This window comes from Yoonia maritima, assembly GCF_003003285.1.
Classification (GTDB): domain Bacteria; phylum Pseudomonadota; class Alphaproteobacteria; order Rhodobacterales; family Rhodobacteraceae; genus Yoonia; species Yoonia maritima.
The window spans coordinates 88,911-101,382 of the sequence record NZ_PVTP01000012.1 but is presented as its reverse complement, the minus strand read 5'-3'; the positions used below and the strand labels follow the sequence as shown (position 1 = coordinate 101,382).

General features: G+C 52.1%; 9 protein-coding genes. 5 read left to right on the top strand and 4 right to left on the bottom strand.

Annotation, left to right across the window (positions count from 1 at the left end; translation table 11 throughout):
* Window positions 1-96: 96 nt before the first annotated feature.
* Together CLV80_RS15475 and CLV80_RS15470 are read right to left on the bottom strand one after the other, a co-directional pair.
* Window positions 97-3,213: an efflux RND transporter permease subunit gene (locus tag CLV80_RS15475; protein ID WP_106358846.1), complete on the bottom strand. Its 3,117-nt coding sequence runs from the start codon at window positions 3,211-3,213 to the stop codon at window positions 97-99.
* Window positions 3,214-3,216: 3 nt separating this feature from the next.
* Complete coding sequence (locus tag CLV80_RS15470; protein ID WP_106358845.1) at window positions 3,217-4,425, bottom strand: efflux RND transporter periplasmic adaptor subunit; 1,209 nt, start codon at window positions 4,423-4,425, stop codon at window positions 3,217-3,219.
* 183 nt (window positions 4,426-4,608) lie between these two features.
* Between CLV80_RS15470 and CLV80_RS15465 the strand changes: the two genes are divergently transcribed.
* The 4 genes from CLV80_RS15465 (at window position 4,609) to CLV80_RS15450 (ending at window position 9,822) form a co-directional block, all read left to right on the top strand.
* Entirely contained in the window at window positions 4,609-5,322 is a 714-nt protein-coding gene (locus CLV80_RS15465) for a Crp/Fnr family transcriptional regulator (RefSeq protein WP_106358844.1), read from the top strand.
* A gap of 180 nt (window positions 5,323-5,502) precedes the next feature.
* Window positions 5,503-7,749 (top strand): pyridoxal phosphate-dependent decarboxylase family protein, encoded by a 2,247-nt coding sequence (locus CLV80_RS15460; RefSeq protein ID WP_106358843.1) that lies wholly within the window; start codon window positions 5,503-5,505, stop codon window positions 7,747-7,749.
* Window positions 7,750-7,819: 70 nt separating this feature from the next.
* Window positions 7,820-8,965 (top strand): FIST signal transduction protein, encoded by a 1,146-nt coding sequence (locus tag CLV80_RS15455; protein ID WP_106358842.1) that lies wholly within the window; start codon window positions 7,820-7,822, stop codon window positions 8,963-8,965.
* 29 nt (window positions 8,966-8,994) lie between these two features.
* Window positions 8,995-9,822: an adenylate/guanylate cyclase domain-containing protein gene (locus tag CLV80_RS15450; protein WP_106358841.1), complete on the top strand. Its 828-nt coding sequence runs from the start codon at window positions 8,995-8,997 to the stop codon at window positions 9,820-9,822.
* A gap of 1 nt (window position 9,823) precedes the next feature.
* Here CLV80_RS15450 and CLV80_RS15445 read toward each other — a convergent pair whose 3' ends face one another.
* Both CLV80_RS15445 and CLV80_RS15440 read right to left on the bottom strand, forming a co-directional pair.
* Window positions 9,824-11,032, bottom strand: coding sequence for a DUF4331 family protein (locus tag CLV80_RS15445; RefSeq protein WP_165793402.1), 1,209 nt, complete (start codon window positions 11,030-11,032; stop codon window positions 9,824-9,826).
* 102 nt (window positions 11,033-11,134) lie between these two features.
* Complete coding sequence (locus CLV80_RS15440; RefSeq protein WP_106358881.1) at window positions 11,135-11,644, bottom strand: phage tail protein; 510 nt, start codon at window positions 11,642-11,644, stop codon at window positions 11,135-11,137.
* 324 nt (window positions 11,645-11,968) lie between these two features.
* Here CLV80_RS15440 and CLV80_RS18510 point away from each other — a divergent pair.
* On the top strand, window positions 11,969-12,472 hold a 504-nt coding region (locus CLV80_RS18510; protein WP_207766600.1), incomplete at its 3' end, for a hypothetical protein.

Here is a 12,472-nt window from a genome sequence, read left to right as displayed (position 1 = left end):
TTGGGTACGCCAGATTGGACGTCTAGGTGTTTTTAGATGGTTTGCACCGATAAACAAATGCCTATCAGTGCAAACCAGCCCTATGTCCGTGAGCGGCTATTGTTGTGGTTCAGTTGACGTTGGTGCCGATTTCGAAAAATGTCGGACGATCACGTAGAACGACGGCACCATAAAGATACCAATGACAGTGGCTGACAACATCCCGCCCAGTACACCAATACCGATTGCGTTTTGCGCGCCCGCGCCCGCACCCGAGGCAATCGCCAACGGCGTCACGCCAAGGATAAACGCAAGCGACGTCATCAGAATTGGTCGCAACCGCAGGCGCGCTGCTTCTAACGCGGCTTGCGTTGCTGAGCGCCCATTCATTTCTAATTCACGCGCGAATTCAACGATCAGAATGGCGTTTTTCGCCGCCAGACCGATGGTCGTCAATAGCGCAACCTTGAAGTAGACATCGTTTGACTGCCCAAACAACCAAGCAGCAACAAGCGCACCAAGCACACCGACCGGAACGGCCAGCATAACCGAAAGCGGAATTGCCCAGCTTTCGTAAAGCGCCGAGAGGCACAAAAACACGACGAGGACAGAGAGCGCGTAAAGATACGGTGCTTCGTCACCGGATTGACGTTCTTGATAGGATAAATCCGTCCAGGCAACGCCCCACCCGCCATCCATCTGCGAGACGAGTTCTTCAATGGCGTCCATCGCTTCGCCAGAGGATACACCTGCAGCTTCGGATCCAGAAACAGATACTGCTTGCAACCCATCAATCCGCGAAAGGCTAGGTGCAACCGGCGCCCATTCCGTTGTGATGAATGCTGAAAACGGAACCATTTCGCCGCTGCTGTTGCGTGCATACCAGCGATCAATGTCTTCTGGTTGCATGCGCGCGTCTGCGGTGCCCTGCACGACAACAGGGCGTAGCGATGTGCCTAGCTGGAAGTCATTGACCGAGTTTCCCGAAAAGATAGTGGCCAGCATGCTGTTCACATCAGATAAGGAAACACCCATTGCTGCGGCTTTTTCTTGGTCGATAACCAGCTTGAGCGCTGCTTCATCATCGGATGCACCGTTGCGCAGGTTGGTCGCGCGTCCGTCAGCTTCTGCTAGGTCGACCAATTCATCGGCAGCAGCGAACAATGCATCGGTGCCAGCAGAGGCCTGATCAACAAGATACATTGAGAACCCAGAGGAGTTGCCAAGACCTTGAATCGCAGGGGGCTGCATAAACATAATTTGCCCAGCACGTGACGACCCGAATTTTGCGTTGGCACGCGCAGCCACCGCTGTCGCCGAAAGATTTGCGTCTGTGCGTTCAGCAAAGTCACGCAGTTTGATGAAAATCATCGCCGCGTTCTGGCCTGACCCGCTAAAGCCAAAGCCCATGGCGACAAAGGTTGCTTCGACGGCTTCGGATTCATCATTTAGCAAATAGTCTTCGACATCTTTCACCACGGCAAGCGTAGACGCGGTGGTCGACCCTTCGGTTAAGTTGACCATCGTCATAAGCACGCCTTGGTCCTCGGTCGGGAGGAATGAGGATTCAATGCGCGTATACACTTGCCACGCGCCAATACTGACGGCTGCAAGCACCAGTAACATCGCGAATGGGCGTAATAGGATGCGGCGCAAGATGGCTACATATCCATCCGTTGCCGCGCCAAAGCCACGGTTGAACGCGCGTGCTGGCGCACCCAGTCCCGTTTCGGGACCATGGGGTTTCAAAAGTGTGGCACATAACGCGGGGGTAAGGATCAGCGCGACCGCTGCGGAAAGGACCATTGCAGTGATGATCGTTGCCGAAAACTGTCGATAGATCACACCTGTCGAACCGCCCGAAAATGCCATTGGCAGAAATACAGCAGAAAGCACGAGCGCGATCCCAATAAGAGCCCCTGTAATTTGCCCCATGCTTTTTTCGGTTGCTTCCATTGGGCCCAAACCGTCTTCGTGCATCACACGTTCGACGTTTTCAACAACCACGATCGCGTCATCAACCAGCAGGCCAATCGCCAGCACCATGGCGAACATCGTCAGTGTGTTGATGGAATACCCAAGCACGCCAAGCATGCCGAAGGTTCCCAAAAGAACCACGGGTACAGCGATGATAGGGATGAGCGTCGCGCGCCAGTTTTGCAAAAAGATCAAGATGACAAGAAAGACAAGCCCGATTGCTTCGATCAGTGTATGTTCAACTTTTTCGATTGATAGCTCTACAAAAGGTGACGTGTCATATGCGTAGGACACCTCGACCCCATCAGGGAGCGCGCTTTCCAATCCTGCGATGGTTTCTCTTACAGCTGCCGCAGTGTCGACAGCGTTAGCACCAGAGGCAAGATTAACGCCAAACCCTGCTGCATTTGCGGTGTTGAACCGTGAATCACCGCCATAGCTTTCTTGGCCAATTTCGACGGTTGCGACATCACCAAGCCGGACGGTCCGGCCTTCTGTTGTTGTCGTTAGGTGAATGCGTTCGAATTCTGCTACTGTGGTAAGCTGACTTTGGGCTGTGACTGTTGCGGTGAATTGTTGCCCTTGCGTGACGGGCTGGGTTCCGAGTGATCCGACGGATACCGTAGTGTTTTGCCCCTGAACTGCGCTGACAACATCTGTTGGGGTAAGCGAAAACTGGGCCAAACCCAGAGGATCAAGCCAAATACGCATAGCATATCCAGAGCCAAAGCTGTTGATGCCACCGACACCTTCGGTTCTGGTCACAGCACCTTCGACGGTAGAGGAAAGGATGTCGCCAAGCTGAATGGTGTCATAGCGGCCATCGGTCGAAACCAGCGCACCGATCAAAAGAATGGACGACGACGACCGCGATATGCTCACCCCAGAGCTTTGTACAGCATCGGGCAGGCGACGGGTGACTTGATCGACGTTTGATTGAACGGTGTTTTGCGCATCAACGGGATCGACGCTGTCGTCAAAGGTTAACGAAAGGCTAGCGCTCCCTTGGCGGGATGACGACACAGTATACAGTAAATCGTCAATACCGGTTAACCCATCTTCGATGACTTCAGTGACGGATGATTGCACCGCTTCGGCTGTCGCACCGTCATATGATGCTGACACGCGGATCGTTGTTGGCGCAATGTCAGGGTATTGCGATACTGGAAGCTGAAGCATTGAATACCCGCCAGCAAGCATGACGACAATCGCAAGCACCCAAGCGAAAACTGGGCGGTGAATGAAAAACCGTGCCATGTTTTATTGCTTTCCGTTTGTGTCGTCAGTGTCGGAAGGCGTGTCGATTACCGCACCGTCAGCGTTAATCGTAACCGGGACAGTCGTGACCTCTGCGCCATCAACAAGATTAGAAAGGCCGTCGACGATCAATACGTCACCAACATCGGCCCCCTCAGTCACGACCCAGCTGTTATCATAGCTGCCCGATGAAGATAGTGTGACTTGCTGCGCGTTTCCCTCACGTACAACAAATGCTGTCAGTGCACCATTCGATGCACGGCTGGTCGCGCGCTGCGGCACAAGCGCTGCTTTGGTTGTCCCGAATGTAATGTCGACACGCAAGAACTGCCCCGGCATGATCAGACGGTCTGGATTATCGAACTGCACCCTTAGATCAAATGTACCGGTGGTGGTCGAAACAGTTGTTCCGGGCGTGATAAGAGACCCTTCGCCCAAGTAAACGGAACCGTCCTCTAGCGTAAGAGAAATCTCTAGCTTGTCTCCAACGGTCAGGTTTCCGGTTTGGATTCTATCGCGGACACGCAGGCGCGCCGCAGAGCTATCACTAACGTCGATATAGATTGGGTCCAATCGCGTCACGCTGCCCAGCGGATCAGCTTGGTTGGCTGTCACCAACGCTCCTACTGATACTTCTGGTAAACCGCCGATGCCATCAATCGGGCTAACCACGGTCGTGTGGCTTAAGTCTAGGATCGCAATATCAAGCGCGGCCTGTGCCGCAGCTACCCCTGCCTCTGACGCTGCTGCGGTTGCTTCTGCTGCCTGTAAGTCGGCCTGCGTTACGGCAGAGCTATTTTGTAAGCTGCGATAGCGGTCAAGACTGGCTGTTGATGTGGTCGCGTCGACTTGCGCGCTCGCTAGGGCTGCTTCAGCGGATGCAACGGCTGCACGATAAGACGCATCTTCGATTTTAAACATGGGATCGCCAACCTTGAGTGGCGCCCCTGGTGTGTACAAAATTGCTTCGATCAGGCCGCTCACGCGGGGGCGCAGGTCAGTTTCTTCAAAAGAAACCGCGCGTCCGGGCAGGGTGCGCACATAAGGTACATCTTCAGAGGAAAGTGTGATCGTGCCAACTTGGGTTGGACCTTGAGCAGGTCCACCGGGGGGCATGCCTTGCGCGTGAACAGGGGCAGAGAAAAGCAATAAAAGCAAGGTAAGCAGTCTGACTGATGTTCCTTGAAGTGAGTTGAGATCAGTCGATTTCATGGGTGTTCCTAACGCAAGGTGTTTTCAATGATACGCATGGAAATGCAGTTTCCGTCGGGAAAGTTGAAATAAACTTGGTGTGTTTCCCTAGGGTAAATTCTTTGTGGTTCGGTTCTAGCTATATGCCGTTGTTTCACGTAATCTATGCTGTGGGGGCGCTCTAACTGGGTGCAATAAAAATAAATGAACGATATTCAACGCGCACGCGCGAAGCTATCGGGGACTCTGGCAAGTTGTAGCCTGTTTTTAGGTATTTCTGACGATGAACTGTCAGTGATCGCGCAGAAGATGGATGTCATAACAGCGCCGCGCGGGCGTTTGGTTATGCAACATGGCGATCTTACCTCAGAAACGTATTTTTTGATTTCGGGTGGCGTTATTGGTCAGTTGGTTGCGGACAATGGCCGCGAGATACTCTTTACGGAAATCGCTGTTGGCGGTTATTTCGGGGAACTTGCAGCATTAGATGGTGCGGCGCGTTCAATCACGATTTCCGCCAGCGCTGACTGTGTTTTTGCGAAGTTGAGCGGCGCAAAATTTCGCGAAATTTTGCTGGCCCACCCGCAAACGGCAGTCAATTTAGCGACAGATTTAGGTGCACGATTACGGCGCATGAATGAACGGGTCTTTGATCTTGTTGTGCACAGCGTTGAGACACGCGTCAGCATTCGACTAATGCAATTGGCCCAAGCCCAAGAACAGTTGATCCAAGGCGGTGTGATTAACGATGCCCCAACCCGAGAGGGGATGGCGAGCTTTGTTGGATCGAACCGAGAAGCCGTTAGCCGCGCTATTGCAAGGCTAAACAAGGCTGGCATTATCGAGACAATGCACAAGAAGGTTGTCATTCTAGATCTTGATCGCCTGCTAGTGTCTGCTGAAGGCACAGCGCAGTAGCAGCGACCAGTTTACCACACATCATGAGAGTAATTTTGCGGCCTCGTGCCCCAGCGCACAGATTTGCCGCGGGGCGGGCCTGCATACACCAAGTGTAACCAGTAACACGCACGACAAAGCCATAAATGGCGTATGTCGTGCGTTTGTTTTCATTGAGACATTTAACCAGCGGGACCCCACATGAACCGATCAGACAAGCACAAAAAAATCGTATCGACACTTTCAGCATTTCACCAAAAGGAGAAGGGCGAAGGTCGTATGGACTTGGATAGGAGCAAGGGGTCCACGTCGCTGGCAGGCTGGTTCCTAGGTCCGCTTGCCGAAAACGAAGATGTGCTTAGCCGATCTGTTGGGCGCGCTGTCGAGGCGCACTGTAATGCGCGCCGGGAATATGGTGCGCAGTTCGGTGATCCGGCTTATGTTACGCCTGAAATCAAAAAGTCAGATACCTATCTCGAGACGATTTCAGCGCTTGATACCAAGCTTGATGACCTACTAGGGGCGTTGCACGGTTCGATCCCGCTTTCCAGTTATCGCAACCAGTCGCATATGTACTGGGATATCACGATGCCCGGCGCGATCGGTTATTTTGCTGCGATGCTGTATAACCAAAACAATGTTGCTGCCGAAGCGTCGCCCGTAACGACCCTGCTCGAGATCGAAGTGGGGAAAGATTTGGCGCGCATGTTGGGGTATACTGTTCCCGCAGATGATGACCAAAGCAGCACGACCCCGACGCCTTGGGCGCATATTACCTGTGATGGGTCCGTCGCAAACGGAGAGTCGATGTGGGCTGCGCGTAACCTGAAATATATGCCGATCACTTTGGCTGAAGCGATCCGCAATGAACCCGACCTTGCGGCTGCTAAAGATGTAGAGGTCATGCTTGCAGATGGGGATTCTAAGAAGCTTCTTGATTTGGAGTGTTGGGAGCTTTTGAATGTTGCGATTGATGACGTCATTGCCTTGTCGCCACGTATGCAGTCCCAGTTTGGCGTTACGCCTGCAGCGATAGCGGCTGCACTAGACAAGTATTCCGTTCAAAACCTTGGCCTAGCTGAATACCAGCAGCGATTTATATCTAAAGACGTCCAAAGTCTTCCGGTGGTGTTGGCCCCATCGACAGCACATTATTCGTGGCCCAAAAGCGCGGCATTGATCGGCCTTGGCGCAAATCAGCTGTGGCGTATTGATGTCGATCTGGATGGCCGTATGCGCATGGACCGTTTGCGTGAAGTGCTGCAAGATTGCTTAGATAAAAAACGTCCCGTGATCGAGGTGGTTGCCGTCATTGGGTCTACGGAAGAAAGCGCAGTTGATCCGCTTGCGGATATTGTCGATCTTCGTGATGAGTTCCGCAAGAAGGGGCTCGAATTTTCACTACATGTGGATGGCGCTTGGGGTGGGTATTTCGCGTCGATGCTGCGTGATAGCAAAGAACCAATCGACCCCAAACAAGGTGGCGCCCTGGAGCAAACCCCTGCAATGATAATGAGCGACTATGTCATGCGTCAGTATCGCGCATTCCAACATGCCGATACGCAGACAGTTGACCCGCATAAGGCCGGGTTTATTCCGTATCCTGCCGGTGCGCTTTGCTATCGAAATGGCGCGATGCGGGACATGATCACATTCACCGCGCCTGTTGTGTATCACGGTGGCGTTGATCCAACCGTGGGTGTTTACGGCATCGAAGGGTCTAAACCCGGTGCCGCTGCCGCTGGCGTTTATCTATCCCATGCAATGATCCGCCCCGACAAATCCGGCTATGGTAAATTGCTGGGGAAATGTATCTTTAATTCTAAGCGCCTGTATTCAGAATTGGTGACCCATGACGGAGCCGACGACATTATCAAAGTGGTGCCTTTCCAACGGTTGCCTGCACAAAAAGCCGGACAAGACGCAGAGGCTGTCGCGCGTCAAATCAAATACATCCGTGACCACTTTGTGAAACCACAAAACGATGAATTGGTTGCCTTGTTTGAACGCGACAAAGACGCGCTTAAACTGTTCCAAGAATTGGGATCAGACCAAAACATCGTCACCTATGCGGTCAACTTTAAGACAAAGGACGGCTGGAATTCCGACGTTGCCCTGATGAACGATCTAAACACAGCCATTTATCAAAAGCTGTCGATTAGTACATTCGATGGTGGTGTTGTGCCTGACAAGCCGATGTTTGTGACCTCTTCTGCGTTTGATGTCCCAAGCTATGGGCAGGAGTTTGTCGATGCGTATGCCGAGCGCGCAGGCTTGAAGCCGACCAATGGTTCTTCCATGTCATTCTTGATTTCAACGACCCAAGATCCTTGGGTGTCCGCAACCGAAGATGGTAATTACATACCGAAAGTTGTCTCTAGTTTCGTAGAGGTCGCTAGGGTTGCTGCTATTGAAATTATGGAAAAAAATGGGCTTGTTTGGGAGTAAAATGATGCTTATCCAAAATTGAACGGGAGATAGCCTTTGGCATTCTTCCGCAAATTAGGGGGGATGGAGAATGCTGAAGGTTGTCATCGGATGGAGTGATGAACCCGACACTGGGGAAGCCACGAAATTTGCCTTGGATATGGCGGTCGCGTCTCTGGATGGGCAATCCGCGCAAGCTGCAATGGTTTACGCAGGGGTGGATTTTGACTTGGACATTGTTGCCAAAGAGATCAAAGCGCGGTTCCCCGATTTGTTGGTCGTTGGATGTACTACAGATGGTGAGATTGCGGGTGGTGAAGGCTTTTTAGAAGACAGCCTCGTTATTACTCTGTTCGCTTCTGATAGTATTCAGTTCACCGTTGGAATTGGACGCAATGCAATTTCTGATCCTCTGACCGCTGCCAAAGATGCTGTTGCTATGGCGCATGCGGGTTCAGAAATTGCGCCGTCTCTTTGCATCTCTTTGCTGGAAGGTTTGGGAACAAATATCCATCATCTGGTTGAAGGGATACGAAGTGCAGTGGGTGCAGATGTGCCTGTTGTCGGTGGCGCTGCAGGTGATCAGTTGCGCTTTGAAGGCACGCGTCAGATGTGCGGTGGCGTTGTCACAAGCGATGCTGTCGTCGTTCTGATGCTGCACGGACCACTTGTCGTCTCTACGGGTGTATCGACAGGATACACACCATTGGGACAATCCCATCCGGTGACTAAGGCTGACGGCCCTGTGGTCCATCAGATTGACGACCGTCCTGCTGCTGACCTTTATGCTGACTATTTGCAGCAACCGTCGATCTTTTACCCGCTTGCCGTCCAAGACGAGACTCGGCAATCGCTCGTTCTCAGCTCACCGCTGAACTTTGATGCTGATACTGGGGCTATTCACATGGTGAACCCTGTTGCGCAAGACAGTATGGTACAGCTTGCGACGGCATCGCGCGAAGAAATTGTGGATGCCGCGCGGAATTCTGTTGGGCAAGCATTTGCTGGTTTCGGTGAAGGGAAAGTTGACGCTGCGCTGCTATTTTCCTGTGCAGGGCGCCGTGCGACACTAGGGACACGTACAGGCGAAGAATATGCCGCCATTAAGAATGTTATCGGAGAAAATGTTCCGACAGCGGGCTTTTACTGTTACGGTGAAATCGCACCCGACTTTAATGGCGGCCAGCCTTTGACACACACGAATGCGTTTGTCGCGGTGTTATTGGGCACGCCCTAGAATTTAGCAATAGGAGTGAGTTCCAGCCTATGTCGGACGGTCTCGCAAATAGTGATAGGGAATTACTTCGTACCAAACGACTTTTGGCTAAATCGGAATTGCGGCGCGCCGAATTAGAACATCTAATTGATACAGGCCAGTCATTTCAACGGCGCGTCTTAGCAGAGGTAGAAGACGCAAAAGCCGCGCTACAGGTTGCGAACACCAAGCTTACACACGAACAAGAACGCACGGATCACCTTTTAAAATCCATTATGCCTTCGTCAGTTGCGTCTGAACTGAAGCAAACTGGGGGCGTAGTTCCGCGCCGCTATGAAGAGGCAACTGTGATGTTTGCCGACTTCGTAGGGTTTACAGCACATGCCGAAACACTTGATCCGTTGATACTGGTTCAGATTTTGGATCAGTATTATTCGGAGTTTGATCGAATTGTTGCAAACCACATTGTCGAAAAGGTGAAAACGATTGGCGATGCTTACATGTGTGTGTCAGGCCTGAATGAAGATCCGAAATCAGCGACCCGTATGGTTGACGCAGCTCGGGATTTTCTTTCGTTCGTCAAAAATATACGACCCTTTGGATTAACACCAGATATGCCAGCGTGGCAAATTCGGATCGGAATTAACTCTGGCCCGGTGCTGTCTGGGGTCATCGGATATGATCGGTTAAGTTACGATATCTGGGGCGATACCGTGAATACAGCAGCGCGCGTCGTTGCAGGCTGTGGCGTGAACGAAATACTGTTGTCGCGCAGCACGTATGATTTGTTGATCGACCAAGACGGGTATGAACCGCTCGGTTCGATCAAGGCAAAAGGCCGCGGACCGGTGGATGTGCTCCGGCCCGCAGGGTTATAGATCAATCCATGTAGATTGGCGCAACTGGGCGAACAGGCACGCCGGGTTTCCATGCTTGATTAAATGATGGTGCCGCATACGGGAATTTATCAAGGTTCAGGTCTTGGTCCGAACTCCGAGGGAGGAAGCTCGTCGGATCGGCGTAAAAGAATGGGTTCACATCCGCGATCGTCCAATAAATTGCGTCCTCTGCAAAGCTACGCCCGTTGGGGTAACCTGCTGGCTCTGATGGGTTCCAAAGGATCATATCACGACTGTAAAAATCGACGATGTCATCAAGTTGGGCTTCTTCAACCTCAAGCCGTTCGAAGCTGAATTTAAACTGATCGCCAAACTTAGCAATGCCTTCAGCTGGGGTCGTCGCATTGTAGGCATCGTTGAACGCGCCGACGGTTTCATAGGATCTATCGACAGGCAAATAGCGGTTGGGGTTATACCCAACCGGCGGATCCACAAAGAATATACCCTGAACGCCAGCGCGCCCCATACGATCAACGGCATGACCGTCTTCGTCAGCGACAACGACCCAATAGTTCAATTTTTGATCGGCCAATTCGGGTACTTCTAGCGTGATCAGGGTCATATCTGAAACACCAAATGCGCCGATTGAGGTCGGTGCGGCAGGTAGGTGGTCGCCTCCTGCCAGTGCTTGCTTAATAGCAAGTGCCGCTGGCGCCTGAACGGTCGTGAAATCAAAGAAGAATGGGTCACGCCGTGGACCAACAAACAAAAGTTCACCGTTTGTGCCGGTGGTGACTTCTAATGCGTGGTTCAGTGCAGTGGTGAAACCTTCACCAACATCTTCGCCGTCCCAACGGTTTGATCGCGCATCGTCGCCCGTTGCACGCCGCAGTTCAAGCCGTTGGCGTTGTGCTTCGCCTTCAATGTCATGAACACGGACTTTGTAGACAATATCTGCAATCGCATCATCATCTGTGTCCAGCTTGAACATGTAGATCAGCTTTGGATCAAGCTTAATTTCGTCAGAGCCAAGCGTGCCGGGCGCGCCGCTGCCTGACAAGGGGTTCAGTGTGAATGACATCGTGAGCCCACCGGTTTGCGCGCCGCGAAATAGAAAGCTGTCCCCAATATCAGACATCGGGTTTAATTGCGTATAAGGCGCATCACGGTGATCTGATGCGATTACTGCGGTAGCGCAGATTCCACCACAGATCGCGGCAACAGAAAATAACGTATTTCGCGTGCTCATTTTGTCTTCCTCGGAAATGTATTTACGAGCGAACCTAAATGAAAAGATTAGGTTCGCCCACATACTTACCCTTTTTTAAGAAGGTAAATTAACGCTGTGACATTAGCTGCGCGACGGGAAGGTGCCCTGAAGTGCGATGATGTAATTAATCACAAGGCTCGGCTGCATGTTCTCGTGCTGCTGGCCACCGCCTGCATTGCTAATGCTACCTGCGGCTAACTGTGAAGTCGGCGTTGTTGTTGCAGTGTATGTTGTTGATCGCGCGAGGTAGTCACCAGTTGGACGATCATTGTCGGCAGGGATATTCACAAAATTCAGGCTGTGATTATGCGGGGGAATCTGTGATTCAACCAAGGTCACGTCTTCAATGCCGACGCGCTGACCGATCACGCGTGGTGAAAGGCCTGGACCCGATCCTGCGTGAATTGGTGCGCGACCGCGCAGATCAGGCAGCGCAAATGTCGAACGACCGTCACCGCCGTAGGTTGTGCCAAGTATGCTAAAGAGTGCTGAATTGGACGAAATAGGCAAGAGCTGCCCGTCGCAAAACGCCCAGCCACGTGGTGCGAAATTTCCACCAAAAAGCATGATTTGAGCAATAAATGGTTCCATTACGGTAACTCCGAATTTCGCAATCGTATCTGATTGCATGTCAGTTGAATCGAACTCACGGCGATCCCGTTCGTTTCTTTCTTCAATCAATCAATTCGCGTTTTTCGATTCTGTGCCCCAGGGCACGGAAATGAAAATCCAAAACAGTATTTTCTAACAAAACCAGATCACCGCGCCACGCGCCAGAATACTCGATTGGATTCACCAGTGCCCCATATTATCTCAAGAGCTCTCGTCTTTTCTCTTATGTTATTTTTGTCGATACTGCCCAAAAGCGCGTTGGCGCTCGGTGGCGGAGCTTTTATCGACTCCGTGATAAAACCCGTGGGTGTTACTGCGGGAAGCTGTAACTTTAACCCATACTATGACGTTGGGTTTCAGGAGGCGCAGGTCAATTTTTCAGGCAATGGTGGTTCGTCAGGAAGTAACTATTGGTTTGGCGGTTCTATTGATTCTTGGCCAAACGATATCACGGCCGCATCGGTGGAATCGAACTGCGGGATTACTGGCATTCAGAACTTTGTGTCCGACGGTGCAAACGGGACTTTCGCAAGCGATGATTTTATGGGGGTGCGGTTTCGCGGAACCCACGGCGGTACGGTTTACGACTATGAAATTGGAATCAAAGGTGTCTCGTCCACTGTATTGGTGAATGCGCGCGTCGCTGCCCCGGTTAACACCGCGCCAACGGCGGATGCGGGTACGGCGCAGAATGTGGCCTCGGGTGCGAGCGTGACGCTGGATGGGTCCGGATCGGATGCGCAGGATGCGGGTCAGACGTTGACCTACGCCTGGAGCCAAATCGGCACGCCAGCGGTCACCCTGTCT

What these genes read in the sequence shown, in the direction of transcription:
- CLV80_RS15475 (WP_106358846.1), bottom strand. Translation starts at nt 3,213, where the DNA reads ATGGCACGGTTTTTCATTCACCGCCCAGTTTTCGCTTGGGTGCTTGCG.
- CLV80_RS15470 (WP_106358845.1), bottom strand. Translation starts at nt 4,425, where the DNA reads ATGAAATCGACTGATCTCAACTCACTTCAAGGAACATCAGTCAGACTG.
- CLV80_RS15465 (WP_106358844.1), top strand. Translation starts at nt 4,609, where the DNA reads ATGAACGATATTCAACGCGCACGCGCGAAGCTATCGGGGACTCTGGCA.
- CLV80_RS15460 (WP_106358843.1), top strand. Translation starts at nt 5,503, where the DNA reads ATGAACCGATCAGACAAGCACAAAAAAATCGTATCGACACTTTCAGCA.
- CLV80_RS15455 (WP_106358842.1), top strand. Translation starts at nt 7,820, where the DNA reads ATGCTGAAGGTTGTCATCGGATGGAGTGATGAACCCGACACTGGGGAA.
- CLV80_RS15450 (WP_106358841.1), top strand. Translation starts at nt 8,995, where the DNA reads ATGTCGGACGGTCTCGCAAATAGTGATAGGGAATTACTTCGTACCAAA.
- CLV80_RS15445 (WP_165793402.1), bottom strand. Translation starts at nt 11,032, where the DNA reads ATGAGCACGCGAAATACGTTATTTTCTGTTGCCGCGATCTGTGGTGGA.
- CLV80_RS15440 (WP_106358881.1), bottom strand. Translation starts at nt 11,644, where the DNA reads ATGGAACCATTTATTGCTCAAATCATGCTTTTTGGTGGAAATTTCGCA.